This is a genomic window from Streptomyces sp. NBC_00554, from assembly GCF_041431135.1.
Lineage (GTDB): Bacteria > Actinomycetota > Actinomycetes > Streptomycetales > Streptomycetaceae > Streptomyces.
On record NZ_CP107799.1, the window covers coordinates 6,214,457 to 6,234,921 of the forward strand.

Consider the following 20,465-nt stretch of genomic DNA (forward strand, 5'->3'; position numbering starts at 1 on the left):
ATGCCCGCGCACCCCCTGACCGACGCCGACCCCTTTCCCGGCACCCTCCCCGCCCTGCTGGAGCACTGGGCCGCCGCCACCCCGGCCCGCCGTGCCTTCACCTTCGTCGACCACCCCACGTACGACTCCCGGGGCGTCCACCGCACCCTCACCTGGCGCCGCCTCGACCTGCGCACCCGGGCCGTCGCCGCCCGGATCGCCCGCAGTACCGCCCCCGGCGACCGGGTCGCCCTGCTCTGCCCGCAGGGTCCCGACTTCGTCATCGGCTTCCTGGCCGCACTGGCGGCCGGCCGCGTCGCCGTCCCGATGTTCACCCCCGACCTGCCGGGACACGGCGACCGGCTCGCCGCCGTGCTCGGCGACGCGCGCCCCTCCGCCGTGCTCACCACCCGCGACAGCCTCGACACCGTACGAACCTTTCTCGACGACCAGCAGATACTGACAACGCTGCTCGCCACCGACCTCGTCCCGGACAGCGAGGCCGAAGGCTGGCAGCCGCCCGAAGTGGCGGAGAGATCCACCGCCTACCTTCAATACACCTCCGGATCCACCCGGGTTCCGGCCGGCGTCGAGATCTCCCACGCCAATGTCGTGGCCAACGCCCGCCAGGCGCTGACCGCCTACGGTGCCGACGAGCACCCCGTCACCACCGTCGGCTGGCTGCCGCTCTACCACGACATGGGGCTCGTCCTCAGCGTCGCGGCCCCCGTCGTACGCGGACTGCTGTCCGTCCTCATGGACCCCGCCGACTTCCTCCAGCGGCCGGCCCGCTGGCTGCGGCTGCTCGCCGACCACCCGGGCGCGATCAGCGCGGCACCCAACTTCGCGTACGACTACTGCGCTTCGGCGATCGGCGAGGAGGAGAAGGCCGGGCTCCGGCTCGACGGCGTCACCGCGCTGATCAACGGCAGCGAGCCGGTCCGCCCCGCGACCGCCGAGCGCTTCCACGCCGCCTTCGCCGCGCAGGGACTGCCGGCGGGCGTGCACTGTCCCTCGTACGGACTTGCCGAGGCCACCGTCTTCGTCTGCGCCGCCCGGCCCGGCGACCCGGTACGCAGCTTCGCCCTCGACCGCGAGGCGCTGGCCGCGGGCAAGGCCCTGCCCGTCCCGCCCGGCAACCCGGGGGCCGTCCACCTCGCCGGCTGCGGCGCGCCGGCCGGCCAGCGGGTCAGGATCGCCGACCCCGCCACCCGCACCGCTCTGGGGGAGGGCGAGGTCGGCGAGATCTGGGTCCAGGGCCCCAACATCGGCCGCGGCTACTGGAACCGAGGCCCGCAGACCCGGCGCGTCTTCCACGCCGCCCTGCACGGCGCGTCCGGCGACTGGCTGCGCACCGGCGACCTCGGCATGACCCTGGACGGCCAACTCCTGGTCACCGGCCGCCTCAAGGACCTGGTCATCGTCGACGGCCGCAACCACTACCCCCAGGACCTCGAAGCCACCGCCCAGGCAGCCCACCCCGCCATCCGCAGCGACCGCCTCGCCGCTTTCGCCGTCATCCTGGCCGACGGCACGGAAGGCGCTGTCGTGGTCGCCGAGCACGGCCGTGCCGTCGCCGCCCCCGACCGCGATCCGGCCGAGGTGGGCCGTGCCGTCCGTGCCGCCCTGTCCGCCCGCCACGGCCTGCGCCTCGCCGACCTCGCCCTGGTCCCGCCGGGCACGATCCCGCGTACGTCCAGCGGCAAGGTCTCGCGGTCCCTGACCCGGACGCGGTACCTGGACGGTGAGTACGCCGCACCGGAACCCGGCGAGGCCGGGACCGTGACGCGGACGCCGGGGCCGTCCGGCGAGCAGGCCCTCAGCCGGTCGAGCCGGCACACCGTCACCGCGCCCGGGCCGCATGCCTCTGCAGGGGCGACCCCCGGCGCGCCTACCGTCACGCGGCCGATGTCCGGCGCCGTGCCGGGCGGTATCGCTGCGTGGCCGGCATCGGATGCTCCGGAGGATCGCGGGCCAGGCGGCGCACCGGGTGCGCCGCACCGCAGCGTGCCTGCAGCAGGCGGTGGTGCCCCGTGACGGCCGCCGACGCCGAGGCGCTGCGGCGGCTGATCACCGAACGCGTCGCCTCGTGGGCCGGGACGGCCCCGGCCGAAGTCGCCGGGGACCGGCCGTTGGCGGACTACGGGATGTCGTCGCGGGACGCGGTGGCACTCACCGGCGAGCTGGTCCGGGAGATCGGGCGGGCGCTGCCCGCGACGCTGCTGTGGGAGACCAGCACGGTGGACGGCCTGGTGAGGCGGCTGAGCGCGGTGGCCGAGCAGGCACCGCTGATCACCGCGTCCGGCCACGCGATGCCGCTCCGGTCCGGCCGCGCGGGCCGGGCTCCTCGTGGGGGCACGGGTGGGGGTCCTCCACCGGCCTGGCGGCTGGGAGGCGCCCCCACCGGCCGAAGGCCGGGGGAGTCCCTCTCGGGAGAACGCGGTCTGCCGGCGACGCTGCCCGAACCGTCCGACGAGCCGGTCGCCGTGGTCGGCGTCGGCTGCCGGCTGCCCGGCGGCGTACGCGGGCCCGGCGACTACTGGCGGCTGCTCACGGACGGCACCGACGCCGTCTCCACCATGCCCGCCGACCGCTGGAGCGACTTCACGGCACCGCCGGACACCGCCCGGCAGGGCGGCTACCTCGGCTCGCTGGACGAGATCGCCGGATTCGACGCCGAGTTCTTCCGGATCAGCCCGAGCGAGGCGGCCGTGATGGACCCGCAGCAGCGCATGCTGCTCGAGGTCGTCCACGAGGCGCTGGACCACGCCGCCATCCCGGCCGCGTCCCTCGCCGGGACCGCTACCGGCGTCTGGGTCGGCATCTCGTCCAACGAGTACGGGCAGCTCACCGGTACCGACCCCGCCGCCGTCGACCACCGGGCCCCCACCGGTGCGGCGCCGAGCATCGCGGCCGGACGGCTGAGTTACGTACTCGATCTGCGCGGCCCGAGCGTGGCGATCGACACCGCCTGCTCGTCATCGCTGGTCGCCGTCCACCAGGCGTGCGTGAGCCTGCGCACCGGCGAGAGCGACATGGCGCTGGCAGCCGGGGTCAACCTTCTGCTGGCCCCGGCCGTCACCGTCGCCTTCGGCAGGGCCGGGGCCCTGGCACCCGACGGCCGCTGCAAGTCCTTCTCCGCCGACGCGGACGGCATCGGCCGGAGCGAGGGCTGCGCCGTCGCGGTGCTCAAGCGGCTGCCGGACGCGCTGCGCGACGGCGACCGGGTGCTGGCCGTGATCCGGGCCACCGCCGTCAACTCCGACGGGCGCTCCAACGGCCTGATGGCGCCCAACCCCGAAGCACAGCGGGCCCTTCTGGAGGCGGCGTACGGCCGGGCCGGCCTCGACCCGGCCACCGTCGACCTCGTCGAGGCGCACGGCACCGGCACCCCGCTCGGCGACCCGATCGAGGCGGACGCGCTCACCGCCGTACTGGGCCGCGAACGCGACCTGGACCAGCCGCTGTTGCTCGGCTCCGCCAAGAGCAACCTCGGCCACCTCGAATCGGCCGCCGGGATCGCCGGGCTGGTCAAGACCGTGCTCGCGCTGCACCACGACCGGATACCGCCGTCACTGCACTGCGAGCGGCCCGCCCCCGCCGACCCCCGGCTGCGCGTCGTCACCGAGCCTGAGCCCTGGCCCCGCTACGGCGGCACGGCCGTCGCGGGGGTGTCCGCCTTCGGCTTCGGCGGCACCAACGCCCATGCCGTACTGGAGGAATGGCAGCCGTCGGACCAGCCGCCCGCCACCCCCGCGCCGCCCGACATCCTGCAGCTCAGCGACGCCGACGCCGCCCGGGTCCGTGACACCGCAGGCCGCATCGCCGACTGGCTCGACACCCCCGACGGCCGCACCGCCGGCCTCGGCGACCTCGCCCGCACCCTGGCCGGCCGCACCGGCCGGGGCCCCGTCCGCGCCGCCGTCACCGCCCGCGACCGCCCCGGCCTGACCGCGTCGCTGCGCGCTCTCGCCGAGGCCCGGCCCGACCGGGGGGTCGTCACCGGCGACCGCGACCGCATCGGCCCCGGCGTGGTCTGGGTCTTCTCCGGCTACGGCGGCCAGTGGCCCGGCATGGGCCGCGAACTCCTCGCCGCCGAACCGGCGTTCGCCGCCGCCGTCGAGAAGCTCGAACCCGCCCTCGCCGCCGCCTGCGGCATCTCCCTCCACGAGAGCCTGGAGCGCGGCACCGGCCTGGACCGCCTGGACACCGCCCAGCCCGTCCTGTTCGGCATGCAGGTCGCCCTCGCCGAACTCTGGCGTGCGTACGGCGTCGAACCCGCCGCGGTCATCGGCCACTCCATGGGCGAGGTCGCCGCCGCAGTCACCGCGGGCGGCCTCGACCCCGAGGACGGCGCCCGCGTCATCGCCGTACGCTCCCGGCTGCTCACCTCGCTCAGCGGTGGGGCGATGGCCGTCGTCGACCTGGACGACACCGAACTCGCCGCGATCTCAAGCGACTTCCCCGGCGTCCACGTCGCCGTCCACTCCTCGCCCGGCCAGAAGGTGGTGACCGGCGAGGCCGCCGCAGTCGCCCGCCTCGCCGACCGTCTCACCGCGCTCGGCCGCCCGGCGCGCACCATGCCCGTCCGGGGCGCCGGCCACTCGCCGCAGGTCGACCCGCTGCTTCCCGAACTGACCGCCCGGCTGGACGACGTACGGGGCAAGGCCGCGCCCGTACGCGGCTACTCCACCGTCCACGACGACCCCAGAGCCCCCACGGCCTACGACGCCGCCCACTGGGCCGCCAACCTCCGCCGCCCGGTCCGCCTCGCCCAGGCCCTCGCGGCCGCCGCCGAGGACGGCCACACCGCCTTCGTCGAGATCTCCCCGCACCCCACCCTCCTGCACCCCCTCGCCCAGACCCTCCCCGACGCCCTCGCCCTCCCCACGCTCCGCCGCGGCACCGACGCCCCGCTCACCTTCCGCGGCCACGTCGCCGCCCTGCACGCCGCCGGGCACCCGCTCCCGGCCCCGCCCGGCCGCGTCATCGACGTCCCCGGACCGCGCTGGCGCCACACCCGCCACTGGTGGACCGACCGACCCGCCCCGGCGACGGCGACGGCGTCGGCGGGCGCCGCGACGGACGGCGAGGAGGAGGTGTCGTCGGCTGTACGACGCCTCCTCCACCACTTCGCGGCCGTAACCGGCCATCTGCCTGAGCACCTCGGCCCGGCGACAGCCCTCGCCGACCTCGGCCTGGACTCGCTGATGGCGGCCCGTATCCGGGTCGCCGTCGAGGCCGAGTTCGGGGTGGAGTTGCCGCTGCGCGAGTTGTTACGGTCCACCACGATTCACGACGTGGCGGCCCAGCTCGGGCTTGCGCCGGAGCCCGGGGTGCCCGAGGCCGGGGTTTCGCCCCGGACCCCGCCCCTTCCCGAAATCGCCGGACGGGCTGAGTTACGCGCCCTGCGCAGCACCGGCACCCGCCCGCCGCTGTTCCTCGCGCACGCCGCCGGCGGCCCCACCACCGTCTACCGCAATCTCGCCGAACTCCTCGGCCCCGACCAGCCCGTCATCGGCCTCGAACGGATCGAGGAGGCCGGCACGGTCGCGGCCAAGGCCCGGCGCTACGCCGAGGCCATCCGGATCGCGTACCCCAACGGCCCCTACCGCCTGGGTGGTTGGTCGTTCGGCGGCTTCGTCGCGCAGGAGACGGCGCGACTGCTCACCGCCGCGGGGCAGGACGTGGACGCGGTGATCCTCATCGACTCCGTACGGCCGTTGCCGGTCGGGGGCGACAGGACGCGGGCGCACTTCGAGGGCTTCGCCCAGTACGTGGCCGACACCTACGGAGCGCGCCTCGACCTGCCGTACGACGTCCTGGCCGCGATGGACGACCGGGGCCGGATCGAGCGCGTCCTGCGCATCCTCCGCGAGGCCGCCGACATCCCGCCCGCCGCGCTGGAGCACCAGCGCACCTCCTACCTCGACCTGCGGATCGGCGAGGCGCACACGCCCGGGCCCTACGCGGGCCGGGTGATCCTCTACCGGGCCACCGAGCCCGCGCCGCACACCGTGCGCGATCCCGCGTACGAGCGCGTGGACGACGCGCTCGGCTGGGACGAGGTCTGTCCGGACCTGGAGGTCGTCCGCATCGGCGGCCACCATCTGTCCCTGCTCGACCCGCCCCATGTCAACGCCATCGCCGAACACCTCGACCGCATGTTCTGAGGAGCCGCCATGCACCGCCGTACCGTCGTCAAGGCCGCGGCCGCCACCGGCCTCGCCGCGCTCTTCGGAGCCGTCGCCACCACTCGCGCAGGCGCCGCGACGCAGATCAGCGAGCGCGTGTTCGACCTGTCCATCGCCTCGGCCGCCCTGGGCCGCAGCGCACCCGTACGGCTGATTCTCCCCACCGACTTCGACGCCCGGCCCACCCGCACCTGGCCCGTGCTGTACCTGCTGCACGGCGCCCACGACGACTACAACTCCTGGACCCGTGAAACCGACATCGAGGCATTCACCGAGGGCCTGGGCCTCATCGTCGCCATGCCCGACGGCGGCCCCACCGGCATCCCCACCAAGTGGCGCGACGGCACGGACTACGAGACCTTCCAGCTGGCCGAGGTCCACGCCGTCCTGCGCAGCGACTACCGGGCCTCCACCGTCCGGGCCGTGGCCGGGGTCTCCACCGGCGGCTACGGCGCGATCGCCCACGCCGCCCGCCACCCGGGCGCCTTCGCCGCAGCCGCCTCGTACAGCGGCATCCTCGACACGACGCTGTTCGGCGTGCCGCCGCTCGTCGACGCGATCGTCGCCCGCGAGAACGTGGCGGCGTGGTCGCTCTGGGGCAACCCGGTGTTCCAGTACGCCACCTGGCGCGACTACAACCCCCGGGTACGCGCGTCGGCGCTGAGCGGCACACCGCTGTACGTCTCCAACGGCAGCGGCCTGGCCGGCGGCACCGGCGACCTGCTGCCCGAGGCCCTGGAAAGCGCCCTGTGGCCGTCCGCCCACAGCTTCACCTCGGCGCTGAACCTGCTCCGCATCCCGGTGACGACTCACTACTACTCGGGGGGAGGGCACAGCTGGGCTTACTGGCAGCCGGAGTTCAGGGCATCATGGCCAATTCTCGCCTCCGCGCTGGGGCTTTAGCGAGGACATTGTCACGGAAGGACAAATACCGGTGACGGGGCTGTGCGCCAGGACAGGACCGGCGCACACCCGCACCGGATATCGTCTACGGCCCAAGCCGCCGCCGAGCGGAAGGAGCGTCCGCGATGATCCCCATCCCCCAGGGCATCACAAGCGATCCCTTCACCGCCGTACCCGAAGAGCTGGTCAAACTGCTGCGCGACCAACTCGAGGAGACTGCCGACGAGGTCGAGCGAGAGGTACGCGTCGGCATCCCCGAGTACGCCAGACACGGCGACAACTACGTCAAGAATCTCAGAACCGGCGTCGTACAGGCACTGACGCTCTTCGTCGACCTGGTCGCCGACCCGCTGCGCGACTGGGAGTCGGTCGCCGCCACGTACTACGAGATCGGCCGCGGCGAAGCCCTGGAAGGCCGCAGCCTGGACGCCCTCCAGTCCGCGCTGCGGATCGGCGGACGGGTGGCCTGGCGGTTACTGAGCCAGGTGGCGGAGGAGCAGAAGCTCGACGCCACCGTGCTGGCCGGGCTCGCCGAGGCGGCCATGGTGGCCATCCACGAGGTCGCCGAGGTGGCCACCGCCGGCTACACGGAGGCGCAGCTGCGCAGCACCGGCGAACTGCAACGCCGCCGCAAGCGCCTGATGGACCTGCTCCTCGGCGACCCGGCGGCCTCGGCCGAGGCGGTCCAGGACCTCGCGCACAGCGCGCAGTGGCCCGTGCCGCAGAAGGTGGCCGTCGTCGCCCTCGCGGCGGCCCCCGACGGCGACGACGCCACCGCCGCCGACCGGATCATGGTGCCCACCGGCGTGCTCGTCGGCATGGACAGCCGCCCGCCCCGCATGGTGGTGCCCGACCCCGAGGAGCTCAGCCGCCCGCGCGGTCGCAGCCTCGCCCTCGCCCTGCGCGGCCGCCCCGCCGCCGTCGGCCCCACCGTCCCCCTGGCCGAGGCCGCCGACTCCCTGCGCCTGGCGATCCGGGCGCTCTCCCTGATGGGTCGCGGAATCCTCCCGGGCCGCGGGGTCGTCCGCTGCACGGACCACCTGTCCACGCTGCTGCTCTACGGCGACGAGGCGCTCCTGCTGCGACTCTCCGACCAGGTGCTCGCACCCCTCGACTCCGCGCCGGGCCCGCAGCGCGACCGCCTCGCGGAGACGCTCCTCGCCTGGCTGCAGAGCGGCAGCAGCGTCGGCGAGGTCGCCACCCTCCTTCACATCCACCCGCAGACCGTCCGCTACCGCCTCCGCCAGCTCGACAAGCTCTTCGGTGACCGCCTCCGCGACCCCGAAGCCCGCTTCGACCTCGAACTCGCCCTGCAGGGCGCCTCGTTGCGTCCTGCCGCCCCGCTTGTGGAGTGAGAGCGGGCATGCGATTCCCTCCGGTTCGTGAAGGCCGGACGAGGGGGCCAGGGGGCATGGCGTCAGGGAATGAGCAGCGGCAGCGCGCCGAACGCGTGGTCGCGCCAGATGAGCCGGGCGGTGTCCTCCGGGTAGGCGGTGACCGAGGGCACCGCGTCCCAGACCCGGGTGAGGCGGTGCTCGGCGTCGTAGGGAGGCCAGCCGGGGTCGCCGTGGGCGGCGAAGGCGGTCCAGGCGGTACGTATGCGCCGGGACAGGTCGGTCGCGATGGGCGGGACCTCCTCGCCCAGGAGGACAAGGGCGAGGCCGACACCGAGGGTGCCGAAGACGAGGGGGATGTCGAGGCCGTGGCAGGCGCCGAGCGCGCCGCCGAAGGCGGGGGAGGACCAGGTCAGCTCGTAGAGATGAGCCCGGCCGCCGGCCGTGACGTGGGCCTGCGCGAGGTGCAGCGAGGGGGCGGCGAAGAGCCAGTCGGTGTGGACGCGTTCGTACAGCTCGGCGGCGTCGGCATCCGGGAAGGCCGTGCGATAGGCGCGGGGGCCGTCCGGGCCGGGGGCGAAGACACGCAGGGCGGTGGTCGCCTGCTCTTCCGTGATCCGGCCGAGCCGGTCGGCCAGGGCGACGAAAAGCCGGTACTCGTCACGGTTGTGACCGACGATCAGCTCGACATCCCGCGCCGAGCCCTCGGCGAGCGCCTGCCAGGGAGCAAGCGGCAGCACATCGCCGTCGACGACCGGTGAGAAGGGCGTAGGTGTGTGCGCCACGGCGCCCCAGCGCTCCTGGTACTGGACCATCTTGGCCGCGACCGCGTCACCCGCGGCGACGAGCCGCCCGGGCTCGACCCCGGCGAGGTGGGCGACCGTCGGGCGCAGCCCAAGCTCGGCGGCGGCGGCCCGGGCGATGTCGGCGGCCAGCCCGGCGGAGAAGAAGGTGCCGGGCACGCTCTGTGCGATGGCCCGGTGGAAGAGTCCGGCGGCGCGCGGCATGGCCAGGAGCGAGGCGATGGAGCCGGCGCCCGCGGACTCGCCGAAGACGGTGACGCGGCCGGGGTCACCGCCGAAGGCCGCGATGTTGTCCCGCACCCATTCGAGCGCGGCGACCTGGTCGAGCAGGCCGCGGTTGGCGGGGGCGCCCTCGATGTGCGCGAATCCCTCCATGCCGAGGCGGTAGTTGAAGCTCACGACGACCACGCCCTGCCGCGCGAGCACCGCGCCGTCGTACGCGACGTCGCCCGCCTCGCCCAGCAGATAAGCACCGCCGTAGATCCACACCATGACCGGAAGGCCGTCCGAACCGTCCGAAGTGCCGCCCGGGGACCAGACGTTGACCGTCAGCCAGTCGGAGTCCGTGACCGGCGGAGCCGGCGGCGCGCCCGGCGCGCCCAGTGCGGCGGACTGCGGGGGCGGCGGCCCGAACGTGACGGCCTCGCGCACGCCCTTCCACGGAAGCACGGGCCGGGGCGCGGCGAAACGCAGCTCGCCCAGTGGCGGCTGCGCGAAAGGGATACCGCGAAAGGCGGCGAGGCCGCCTTCCTCGCGTCCGCGCAACAGTCCGGCGGCGGTACGGACTTCCGGTTCGGCAAAACTCATCGAAACTTCCCACCGTTCTCAAGAATGGCCACTCACCTGTGACGACTCTGCCAAAAACAGGGAGGCTCACCTACTCAATCCCGGAGTGGAATCCGCCATCCCTTTGTCATTTCCGTCGCTAACACCTGCCAATACGGGGCCGTTACTTTCGGAGTCATCCCATTCGCCTGCGCTGTCATGCGCACTACATGCGGAGGACTCCTCCTTCATGTTCCCCCACAAGAAATCCTCTTTACTCCGGCTGACCGTCGCCGCCGCCACACTGGCCGCCGGTGGCGGTCTGGTCGTGGTGGCCGCCCCGACCGCGTCGGCCGCCTGCGCGGACATCGACGTCGTCGCCGCCCGGGGCACCTTCGAGCCGGGCACCCTCGGCGTCATCGTCGGTGACCCGGTCTTCTCGGCGCTCCAGGAGAAGATCACCGGCAAGACCCTGAGCAGCTACGCCGTCGACTACCCGGCCAACCTGTCCCTCACCTCGGCGGCCACGGGCAACGCCGACCTCGTCGACCACGTCAGGAGTCAGGCCGCCTCCTGCCCCAACCAGCGCTTCATCCTGGTCGGTTACTCACAGGGCGCCAACGTCGTCGACAACTCGATCGGCATCAGCAGCGCGGGCGCGGTCGTCGGCAGCCCGATCGTCGCCACCATCCCCGGCGCACTGGAGCCGAAGGTGGCCGCCGTACTGCTGTTCGGCAACCCGATCCGGGCGCTGGGAAAGAGCGTCACCGGCACCTACCAGAGCCGCACCATCGACTTCTGCGCCGACGGCGACCCCGTCTGCGAGAACGGCGGGGACGACACCCTGGCCCACCTCACGTACGGCGATGACGCCGACGCCGCGGCCACCTTCGCCGCCGGAAAGGTGTGACCGATAGAAAGAGCCGCACAAAAAAGGGGGCCCGGAGAGCTGCAGCTCTCCGGGCCCCCTCTGTCAGGTCCTTTGTCAGGTCCGAGTTGTCGCTCAGTTCTCCACGGCGAATTCCGCGAGGTTCGCGGACACCGTTTCCGGCTCGCCGTTGTTCTGCTCCGGCGCGGCGGTCAGCACGTCCAGGTGCTGATAGCCGGGCGCGATGACCGGGTCGAGTTCCGCGGGCGGGTCGTCGCCGAGCAGGCCGTCGCCCGCGAGCAGCGTGATGGTGGGATTGGCGGTCAGCCCGTCGGGATGCACGACGAACCTGCTCACCTGTGGGGAGGTGCCGAGTTCGATGTCGGTGACGAGCTTGGTCGGGAAGTAGTTCTCGGTGAAGTCCAGCGGCTGCTCCGACAGGCTGCGGGCGAGCTCCTGGATGTCGGTGACCTCCTTGCCGGCGTCGGTGAAGGGCGTGCCGTCGGCGGACGTGTAGCCGGGGTCGTCGGCGGCGCCCACGCGGTCGTAGTTGCGCCAGGTGTAGAGGGGACCGTTCGGCTCGGCCGGTATCGCCTTGTACTCGGTGCCGGTGAGGGCGGACGCGCTGTCGTCGCCGTTGGCCACCGGGAAGTTCTTGTCGACGATCTCCCCTGTTCCTCCGCCGTCGAAGAAGCCGACGCTGGACTGGATGAAGGACAGCGGCACCGAGTTGTCGTCCATGAGCGCGCCGAGCGCGGCCTCGTTGGTGAGCCGGAAGTCCTCGATCGCCGGCGTCCCCACCAGGAAGGTGGCGGCGTCCTTGGAGAACAGCAGCCGGTTGGTCGCGTCGACGTTCGTGTTCGGCGGCACCGACAGGGCGAGATCGGACTCGCCGTCCGGGCTGACGGTGGCCCACAGTCCGGCCACCGACAGCAGGGTCATCGTCGCCGCGTTGATCACGACGGGCGCCTGGACGGCACGGGGCAGCAGCCCGGTGTCGAGGCCCGCCTGCACGGCGGCGTAGCCGATGCCGATGTCCGGGAGGTTGATGTCGCCGGGCATGCTGCCCTGCAGGTCGTCGAGCGAGGTGGAGATGGTGGTGTCGAGGGCGAAGTAGCCCGAGCACTGGTTGTACCCGGCGTCGGCGGTGGTGGCCGGATTCCCGTCGAAGTCCCAGGTGGCGAAGTAGCCGGTGAGCACCCCGCCGAGCGAGTGGCCGCCGCACAGCACCTTCTGCTTGCGCAGGGCCTGCGAGGGAAGTTCGGCGGCCAGCAGGTCGTACTCGTCGCGTACGGTCTGCTCAAGGCCGACCTTCGACAGCCACCCGACCTGGCTGTTGTCCAGCCAGCCGGCGAACTTCTTACCGCCCACCGCCTTGCCGTTGAAGTAGTAGTCGATCGCCTGGTGCGGGTCGCCGGAGTCCAGACCGGCCTGGACCCCGGTACGGTCCTCCAGGCAGTTCGACCGCCGGTCGAGGGCCCAGAACTCGATGTGCCGGCCCTCCTTCGCGGCCTGCGTGATCGTGTTGCGGGCCACGCTGTCGAAGGCCCCGGCACCTTCCAGGATCCCGGGCTGCGCGACCAGGATCTTGTCGGCGTCGGCCGAGGCGGCCGGGCCCTCGCTGTCCCTGTAGCGCAGGTACGACAGCCAGTCGCAGGCCGCCGGATGGCTGCCCACGGAGGCGGGCAGCGGCATCCTCACCTTGACGACGGACTCGGTGACACCAGTGATGGGTGATGAGGACACGACGGGTGTCTCCACTCGCGTGGTGGCCGCCTGCGCGGCGGGCAATGCCGTCAGGCCCCCTACGGCGAGCAGCCCCGCGATCGCGGCGCTCCGCCACTTCGGACGTCTCGTGCGGCTCGTAGTCATGTACCGGACAGTAGGACCGCACCTGGCGGCGTTTCAGGCACCGCTGAGCAGATTTCGTACGACTGGCCGCGCCTTTGTCAGCAGCGGACAGTTTGCGGCTTGCCCTTAGTGAGCCGGCGCGGGTGTGGTGCAGGGCGAGGTGGGTGGTGGGGTCGGTCATCGCAGTGCCTCTCAGTCCTTGTTGATGGGGAACGAGTGGGTGTGGAAGCGCACTTGCGCCGCGTCGGGGTCGTCCTCGGCCGGGGCGAGGGCGCGGTAGCTGTTGAGCAAGTCGTGCATCTTCGCGATGAGTTCGCGGGAGAGCTCCGGTGTCAGCCGTAGCGTGAAGTCGCTCATGTCGGTGGCGCGGGTCCACTCCGGCCAGTCGTCGTGTGTGCCCAGCCAGGTCGACAGCTCACGGGCGTGGGTGGTGGCGATCTCGTGCAGGTACATGTCGGCCGCACCGCGCACGCTCGGGTCGGGGTCTTTGAGTAGCGTCTCGTCGAAGCCCAGGGCCTGAACGACCGCCTGCCACCAGCGCTCCCGCCCTTTGCCCCGATCCGGGGCGTCCTCGACGAAGCCGTGCGCGGCGAGTTGTCGCAAGTGGTAGCTGGACTCGCCCAGGCGCTCGGCGAGCATCGACGCCGTGGCCGGCCCCCGCTGCCGCAGCGCGGTGAGCTCGCCCGCCACCCGGGGGAGACTCACCCACCCTTGACGAACCCCTCCTCCTTCATCCAGTCCAACGCCACCTGATGCGGGTCCTCCCCGTCCACGTCCACCTTGGCGTTCAGGGTCTGGGCCACGCTGTTGTTCAGCTTCTTGGTGATCGGGTCGAGGACCTCGGCGATCGCCGGCCACTTCTTCAGGGCCTTGGAGTTGATCTCGGGGGCGACGTTGTAGTTGGGGAAGAACTTCTTGTCGTCCGCCATCACCTCCAGGTTCATCGACTTGATGCGCCCGTCGGTGGTGAACACCTCCCCGTACGTGCAAGTCCCCTTCGCCACCTGGGTGTAGATGATCCCGGTGTCCATCTGGGTGATGTTCCCGGTGGGGATGTTCATCCCGTACGCCTTCTCCATGCCCGGCAGCCCGTCCGCCCGGTTGGCGAACTCGCTCTCCACGCACAGCGTCACCGCGCCCGGGTCCGACTTGGCGAGTGCGGCCACGTCGGAGAGCGTCTTGGTGCCGTACTTCTTGAAGTTGGACTGGTTCATGGCGAGTGCGTAGGTGTTGTTGAGGGTGGACGGCGGCAGCCAGGTGATGCCGTTCTTCGCGTCCGCGTCGCGCACGGCCTCCCACTGCTTCTGCGGGTCGGTGATGGGCTCGCTGTTGCCCAGGTACGTGATCCAGGCGGTGCCCGTGTACTCGTACATGCCGTCCGCGTCCCCGCTCTTCACCGCCTCGCGGGCGCCGATCGAACCCTGGATGCCCGTGCGGTCGAGCACCTCCGCGCCGGCCGCCTGGAAGGCGATGCCCATGATCGCGCCGAGGATCAGCTGCTCGGTGAACTCCTTTGACGTCACCGTCAGATCGGCGCCATCGAGGGGCTTGCCCCGGCCGATGGAGCCGGGCTCGACGTCGTCGACCATGGGGGAGCCGCTGGTCAGCCCGCAGCCGGACGCCGCGACAAGAACCCCGGCCAGCATCAGGCACGTACGCCTCACGACTCCACCTCCAACCCCCGCGGCCGAAGAAGCAGTTCGGCCAGCGAGGCGAGCCAGTCCACGAGCAGTGCGAGTGCCACCGTGAGGACCGAGCCGAGGACCAGGACCGGCATGCGCTGGGTGGTGATTCCGGTGGTGATGAGTACGCCGAGACCGCCGCCTCCGCCGAAGGTGGCGAGGGTCGCGGTGCCCACGTTCAGGACGAGCGCGGTGCGGACGCCCGCGAGGATCAGCGGTACGGCCAGCGGGAGTTCGATCCGGGACAGGACCCCCATCGGTGACATGCCGATGCCGCGCGCGGCCTCCAGCAGCGTCGGGTCGTTCGCCTTCAGGCCCGCGATCGTGTTGGAGAGGACCGGCAGGACCGCGTAGGCGATCATGCCGATCAGGGCCGCCTTCTCGCCGATGCCCAGCCAGATGACCAGGAGCGCGAGGAGGCCGATGGCGGGGGTGGCCTGGCCCATGTTGGCGAACGTCATCGCGATCGGGGTCGCCATGCGGAACGCCCTGCGGGTCAGCAGGATGCCCAGCGGGATCGCGATGATCAGCACGAAGAACGTGGAGATCACGGTCAGTTGGATGTGCTGCCGCAGTGCCTTCCACACCAGGTCGCCCGCGATCGCGTTCTCGGAGATCGAGTCCAGGTCCGCCTGCTCGAACCAGAGCCAGGTGGCCAGGAGCACGGCCGCCAGGAACGCCGGCAGGAAGGTCAGCTTCTGCCAGCTGATCCGGCGCTTCACCGTGGCGGCGGCCGGCGGCGGGGCCTCCTGCTCGGCCGCGCCCTCGTCGCGGAAGGCGAGCCCCTTGACCTCGTGCTCGCCCTCGGGGCGCTGCTTGGACGGGGGAGTGCTCACGCCTTCGCCTCCCCGCTGTCCACGCCCTCCTGCTCGAAGTGGGTCTGGTGGGCGCGCGCCTCCTCCAGCTCGTGCTGGTGCTCCATGGCGTCCAGCCGGTCGGCCTCCAGGAGTTCGTGCACGGAGTTCATCAGTGTCTCCATGTCGACCACGCCGATGTACTCGCCGCGCCGCCCGGTCACCGCGACCCGGCCCGTGTTGTCCGTGAGTACGGCCTCGAGGGCGTCCCGCAGAGTCGCATCCCTCGTCACCGTGTCGTGCACCAGCGTTCCCGCCCGCGCCAGCGAGCCCCTGGCCCGCATCAGGTCGCCGCGCCGCAGCCACTTGTAGGGGCGGCTCCGCTTGTCGAGCAGCAGGATCTCGTTCGTGCCGCTGGAGCGGAGCTTGTTGAAGATGTCCTGGAGCGGGTCGTCGACGGTGACCGTCGGATAGTCGGTGATCGCGACATCCCGTACGCGGCTGAGATTGAGCCGCTTCAGGGCCGCGCCCGCGCCCACGAACCCGGACACGAAGTCGTCGGCCGGGTTGGTGAGGATCGCCTCCGGGGTGTCGAACTGCGCGATGTGCGAGCGCTCGCGCAGCACCGCGATCCGGTCGCCCAGTTTGATCGCCTCGTCGAAGTCGTGCGTCACGAAGACGATCGTCTTGTGCAACTCGTGCTGGAGCCGGATCAGTTCGTCCTGGAGGTGGTCCCGGGTGATCGGGTCCACCGCGCCGAAGGGTTCGTCCATCAGCAGGACGGGCGGGTCGGCGGCCAACGCCCGGGCCACGCCCACGCGTTGCTGCTGGCCGCCGGAGAGCTGGCGCGGATAGCGGCCGTGGAACTCGCCCGGGTCGAGACCGACCAGGTCGAGCATCTCCTCCACCCGGGACTTGATCCTCGACTTGGACCAGCCGGTCATCTTCGGTACGAGGGCGATGTTCTGAGCGACCGTCATGTGCGGGAAGAGCCCCGAGGACTGGATCGCGTACCCGACCTTGCGGCGCAGCTTCACCGGGTCCATGTCGGTGACGTCCTCGCCGCCGATGCGGATGCGCCCGCCCGTCGGCTCGATCAGCCGGTTGATCATTTTCAGGGTGGTGGACTTGCCGCAGCCCGACGGGCCCACGAAGACGACGAGTTCGCCCGCCTTGATCTCCATGTTGACGTTGTCGACCGCCGGGTCGCTGCTGCCCGGATAGCGCTTGGTGAGGTTCTCCAGCTCGATGGTGGCGCCGGACGTGGAGGCGTGCGCGCTCTCGACCTCGGTCGTCTCAGACACGGATCCCCCTCGGGATGGTCAGCCGCCCGATGAGGACGTACGCGGCGTCGAACAGCAGCGCCAGGATGATGATCCCGAGCGTCCCCGCGAGTACCTGGTTGAGCGCGTTCTTGCTGCCCAGGGAGCCGATCCCGCGGAAGATCTCGTTGCCGAGGCCGGGCCCGGAGGCGTACGCCGCGATGGCCGCGATGCCCATCAGCATCTGTGTGGAGACCCGGATACCGGTGAGGATCGGCGGCCAGGCCAGCGGCAGCTCGACCCGCAGGAGCCGGGCCAGGCGCGACATCCCGATGCCCTTCGCCGCGTCCACGAGGGAGGGGTCGACCCCGCGCAGGCCGACGATCGAGTTGCGCACGATGGGCAGCAGCCCGTACAGCGTCAGCGCGATGACGGTCGGCGGGACGCCGAGTCCGACGATGGGGATCAGCAGACCGATCATGGCGAGCGACGGAATCGTGAGGATCATGGAGGTGGTCGTGGTGGCGACGCCGCCGGCCCACTCGCTGCGGTAGGTGACGACACCGATCACCACGCCGATGACGGTCGCCACGACCATGCACTGGAAGACCGCGCTGGCGTGCTGGTACGCGTCCGTGAGCAGCTGCTGGTGGCGGCTGCTCAGGTACTCCCAGAAGTTCACGCCACGTCACCCCGGTCGGTTGATCAGTGCTCGGTCGCCGCTTGTTCCACCAGCGGGATGATCCGCAGCGGAACGGGGTTCTCCATGACGATCGCCGTGGAGGCCCGGACGATGCCATCAAAACCGACAACCCGGTCGATCACACGTTGGAGATCGGCGTTCGAGCGGGCGACGAGCCGGCACATCATGTCGCCGCCGCCGGTCGTGGTGTGCAGCTCAAGGACCTCGGGGACGGTCGTCAAGTGCGCCCGTACGTCCGCGCCTTGCCCCTGCCTGATCTGCAGGGTCGCGAAGGCCGTGACGGGGTAGCCGAGCGCGGCCGGATCCACCTGCGGCCCGAATCCGCGGATCACTCCATTCGATTGAAGCCGGTCAAGGCGCGCCTGCACGGTGCCGCGCGCGACGCCGAGCCGCCGGGACATCTCGAGGACGCCGATACGCGGTTCCTCGGCGAGCAGCACGATGAGCCGGCCGTCCAGATGATCGATCGCCATACGGGCCTCCGGGGTGGTCATCTTGTACATAACGCCCGCTGGATCGGGCAATCGCATGAACACAATGTCCAGCGAATACGCAAACTATTGCGCACCTTGCCGCGCAGGGGGAGCCTGCGAACATGACCCAGACCACAGACCACACTCCCGACACCGCCCGGCAGGCAGACCCCTTCCCGGTCAAGGGAATGGACGCGGTCGTCTTCGCCGTCGGCAACGCAAAGCAGGCCGCGCACTACTACTCCACGGCCTTCGGCATGCGGCTCGTCGCCTACTCCGGACCGGAGAACGGCAGCCGCGAGACGGCGTCGTACGTCCTCACCAACGGCTCGGCGCGCTTCGTCCTCACCTCCGTGATCAAGCCCGCCACCACCTGGGGCCACTTCCTCGCCGAGCACGTGGCCGAGCACGGCGACGGCGTCGTCGACCTCGCCATCGAGGTCCCGGACGCGCGTGCCGCGTACGCGTACGCCATCGAGCACGGCGCCCGCTCGGTCGCCGAGCCGTACGAGCTGAAGGACGAGCACGGCACGGTCGTACTCGCCGCGATCGCCACGTACGGCGAGACCCGGCACACCCTGGTCGACCGCTCGGGCTACGACGGCCCCTACCTCCCCGGCTTCACGGCCGCCGCGCCGATCGTCGAGCCGCCCGCCCACCGCACCTTCCAGGCCATCGACCACTGCGTCGGCAACGTGGAACTCGGCCGCATGAACGAGTGGGTCGGCTTCTACAACAAGGTCATGGGCTTCACGAACATGAAGGAGTTCGTGGGCGACGACATCGCGACCGAGTACAGCGCGCTGATGTCGAAGGTCGTCGCCGACGGCACGCTCAAGGTCAAGTTCCCGATCAACGAGCCCGCCATCGCCAAGAAGAAGTCCCAGATCGACGAGTACCTGGAGTTCTACGGCGGCGCGGGCGTCCAGCACATCGCGCTCAACTCCGGCGACATCGTCGAGACGGTACGCACCATGCGCGCGGCCGGCGTCCAGTTCCTCGACACCCCGGACTCGTACTACGACACGCTGGGGGAGTGGGTCGGCGACACCCGCGTCCCCGTCGACACCCTGCGCGAACTGAAGATCCTCGCCGACCGCGACGAGGACGGCTATCTGCTGCAGATCTTCACCAAGCCGGTCCAGGACCGCCCGACCGTCTTCTTCGAGATCATCGAACGGCACGGCTCGATGGGCTTCGGCAAGGGCAACTTCAAGGCCCTGTTCGAGGCGATCGAGCGGGAGCAGGAGAGGCGCGGAAACCTGTAGCGGCACCCTGCGCGGAGCTAACGCCGAAGGCTCCGCCGACGAGCTACGCGGAAGGCTCCGCCGACGGTTCCTCCGAAGGCTCATCCGCCGCCTCGCCCGCCTCGCCCGACTCCTCCTCCGCCGATTCCCCCGGCCCCTCCTCAGCCGAAGGCTCGCCCAGCGCCTCCAACCCCGCCTCCGCCTGCGGCACGAGCAGCGGCGAGAAGTACGGGTTGATGCGCAGAGCCTCGGCGAGGTGGCGGCGGGCCGGGCCGTACTGCTCCAGGGAGCGTTCGATCTGGCCGCGGTGGTAGGCGTACAGCGCACTGCGTACGCCGCCGCCGTGCTCCTTGTCCATCGCCCTGGTGGCGAACTTGAGGGCCTCCTCGTGCTCCCCGACGCGGTGCAGCGCCCAGCCCAGCGCGTCCGCGACGGCGATCCCGCCGTGCCGCTTCCACTCGGTGCGCAGCAGCTGCACGGCCGCCGCGGGATCGCCGTGGTCCGCCTCGAAGAGCCCGAGTACCAGGGCGTCGTCGACACCCCCGGCGGCCTCCTCCCGCGCACGCTCCCGCAGCAGGTCGTACTGCACGCGCGCGGCCCCGTCGACGCCGAGCTTCTCGTACAGCTCGCCCAGCTCCAGCGCGTACCGCGGCTCGGGCCGCTTGGCGAGTGCCGTCTGGTACGCGCGCAGCGCCTCCGACGTGCGCCCCAGTGCCACCAGCGCGCGCCCCTGCCCGGCGAGGGCGCTGTGCTCGTCGGGGTCGGTGCGCAGCGCGCGCTCGTAGTAGCCGAGGGACTGCTCGCGGTCGCCGCGCTCCCAGGCCAGCTCGCCGGCCTGCTGGAGGAAGGCCGCCTGCTCCGTGGGGGTGGCCGCGCGCGCCGCCGCGTCGGCGACCGCGGCCGCCGCGTCCTCGCGCCAGCCGCGGTCCCAGTAGACCCGCGCCGCCCGCGCGGTCACCGTCGGCCCGGAGCGCAGCTCGAGCAGCTTGTCGAGGGTCTTCCGGGTGGCCTTGTAGTCGCCGAGGCCGGTGTACGCGTCGAGCAGCAGCGGATACGTCGTCCAGCGCTTCGGCGCCAGCTTCACGGCGGCCTCGCCCCACTTCTTCCCCGCCCGGAAGTCACCGCGGGCGTTGGCGAGCGCCGCGAGGCCGTCGAGGGCCTCCACGTTCCCCTTCGGCCGGGACTTCAGCGACGTACGCAGCGCCTGCTCGGCCTTCGGGTAGTACGCGGGCGTCGCCGTCCGCCGCCCCTGCTCCACGTACGCCGTACCGAGCACGGCCCACGACTGGACGTCGCGCGGATGGGCCCGCAGATGTGCCTCGCGGTCGCCGATGAGCGCCGCCAGGTCGGGCAGCGAGGCGGGCACCCCGGCCCCCACCGCCGTCTGCGCCCGCGCCACCGGGCCCGGCGCGGGCGGCGCCGCGTCCCGTTCCGCCGAGGGCAGCAGCACCAGTACACCGCCGAGTACGACGCATCCCGCGGCGGCACTGATCAGCGCCCACTTGGCGAAGGGGGAGAAGCGGGACCCGGAGGGCTCGGGCTCCTGGGGCTGCGCGGCCGGTCGCTGCTCTTCGATCTCCATGCCGCTCACTGTGCGTCAATACGAA

15 protein-coding genes are annotated in these 20,465 nt (G+C 71.8%); 6 read left to right on the plus strand and 9 right to left on the minus strand.

Features of this window, described 5'->3' with window-relative positions:
- From OG266_RS27380 to OG266_RS27395, 4 genes are all read left to right on the plus strand, one after another.
- The gene (locus OG266_RS27380) at positions 1 to 2,016 is read left to right on the plus strand and encodes an AMP-binding protein (protein ID WP_371548876.1); all 2,016 of its coding nucleotides are present in this window, start codon (positions 1 to 3) and stop codon (positions 2,014 to 2,016) included.
- A complete protein-coding gene (locus OG266_RS27385; RefSeq protein WP_371548877.1) occupies positions 2,013 to 6,152 on the plus strand; it encodes a beta-ketoacyl synthase N-terminal-like domain-containing protein in 4,140 nt (1,379 codons plus the stop codon). The genes OG266_RS27380 and OG266_RS27385 overlap by 4 nt, the downstream gene beginning before the upstream one ends.
- Before the next feature lie 9 nt (positions 6,153 to 6,161).
- Positions 6,162 to 7,076, plus strand: coding sequence for an alpha/beta hydrolase (locus tag OG266_RS27390; RefSeq protein WP_371548878.1), 915 nt, complete (start codon positions 6,162 to 6,164; stop codon positions 7,074 to 7,076).
- A gap of 125 nt (positions 7,077 to 7,201) precedes the next feature.
- Positions 7,202 to 8,431, plus strand: coding sequence for a CdaR family transcriptional regulator (locus OG266_RS27395; RefSeq protein ID WP_266461032.1), 1,230 nt, complete (start codon positions 7,202 to 7,204; stop codon positions 8,429 to 8,431).
- A 62-nt stretch (positions 8,432 to 8,493) separates the two neighbouring features.
- Here OG266_RS27395 and OG266_RS27400 read toward each other — a convergent pair whose 3' ends face one another.
- The gene (locus OG266_RS27400) at positions 8,494 to 10,020 is read right to left on the minus strand and encodes a carboxylesterase/lipase family protein (RefSeq protein ID WP_266461036.1); all 1,527 of its coding nucleotides are present in this window, start codon (positions 10,018 to 10,020) and stop codon (positions 8,494 to 8,496) included.
- Positions 10,021 to 10,228: 208 nt separating this feature from the next.
- Here OG266_RS27400 and OG266_RS27405 point away from each other — a divergent pair, with 208 nt between their 5' ends.
- Positions 10,229 to 10,888 (plus strand): cutinase family protein, encoded by a 660-nt coding sequence (locus OG266_RS27405; RefSeq protein ID WP_371548879.1) that lies wholly within the window; start codon positions 10,229 to 10,231, stop codon positions 10,886 to 10,888.
- Positions 10,889 to 10,981: 93 nt separating this feature from the next.
- On the opposite strand, the gene OG266_RS27410 is transcribed toward OG266_RS27405, so the two are convergent.
- The 7 genes from OG266_RS27410 to OG266_RS27440 all read right to left on the minus strand — a co-directional run bounded on the left by OG266_RS27410 (position 10,982) and on the right by OG266_RS27440 (position 17,611).
- Complete coding sequence (locus tag OG266_RS27410) at positions 10,982 to 12,718, minus strand: hypothetical protein (protein ID WP_371548880.1); 1,737 nt, start codon at positions 12,716 to 12,718, stop codon at positions 10,982 to 10,984.
- 171 nt (positions 12,719 to 12,889) lie between these two features.
- Positions 12,890 to 13,402 carry a transcriptional regulator gene (locus OG266_RS27415; RefSeq protein WP_371548881.1) on the minus strand — a complete coding sequence of 171 codons (513 nt, stop codon included), beginning with the start codon at positions 13,400 to 13,402 and terminating at the stop codon, positions 12,890 to 12,892.
- On the minus strand, positions 13,399 to 14,343 hold the full coding sequence (locus tag OG266_RS27420; protein WP_371552978.1) for a glycine betaine ABC transporter substrate-binding protein: 945 nt from the start codon (positions 14,341 to 14,343) through the stop codon (positions 13,399 to 13,401). Before OG266_RS27420 ends, OG266_RS27415 begins: the two co-directional genes overlap by 4 nt.
- A gap of 14 nt (positions 14,344 to 14,357) precedes the next feature.
- Entirely contained in the window at positions 14,358 to 15,215 is an 858-nt protein-coding gene (locus OG266_RS27425) for an ABC transporter permease (protein ID WP_266461046.1), read from the minus strand.
- The gene (locus OG266_RS27430; RefSeq protein ID WP_266461049.1) at positions 15,212 to 16,477 is read right to left on the minus strand and encodes a betaine/proline/choline family ABC transporter ATP-binding protein; all 1,266 of its coding nucleotides are present in this window, start codon (positions 16,475 to 16,477) and stop codon (positions 15,212 to 15,214) included. Before OG266_RS27430 ends, OG266_RS27425 begins: the two co-directional genes overlap by 4 nt.
- A complete protein-coding gene (locus OG266_RS27435) occupies positions 16,470 to 17,117 on the minus strand; it encodes an ABC transporter permease (protein WP_266461050.1) in 648 nt (215 codons plus the stop codon). Before OG266_RS27435 ends, OG266_RS27430 begins: the two co-directional genes overlap by 8 nt.
- A 23-nt stretch (positions 17,118 to 17,140) precedes the next feature.
- Positions 17,141 to 17,611 carry an Lrp/AsnC family transcriptional regulator gene (locus OG266_RS27440; protein ID WP_266464196.1) on the minus strand — a complete coding sequence of 157 codons (471 nt, stop codon included), beginning with the start codon at positions 17,609 to 17,611 and terminating at the stop codon, positions 17,141 to 17,143.
- Positions 17,612 to 17,733: 122 nt separating this feature from the next.
- On the opposite strand from OG266_RS27440, the gene hppD reads away from it, so the two are divergent.
- Positions 17,734 to 18,879 carry a 4-hydroxyphenylpyruvate dioxygenase gene (hppD, locus tag OG266_RS27445; RefSeq protein WP_266461051.1) on the plus strand — a complete coding sequence of 382 codons (1,146 nt, stop codon included), beginning with the start codon at positions 17,734 to 17,736 and terminating at the stop codon, positions 18,877 to 18,879.
- A 43-nt stretch (positions 18,880 to 18,922) separates the two neighbouring features.
- Here the strand turns inward: hppD and OG266_RS27450 are convergent, their stop codons facing one another.
- Complete coding sequence (locus tag OG266_RS27450; RefSeq protein WP_371548882.1) at positions 18,923 to 20,440, minus strand: tetratricopeptide repeat protein; 1,518 nt, start codon at positions 20,438 to 20,440, stop codon at positions 18,923 to 18,925.
- Between the last annotated feature and the right edge of the window lie 25 nt (positions 20,441 to 20,465).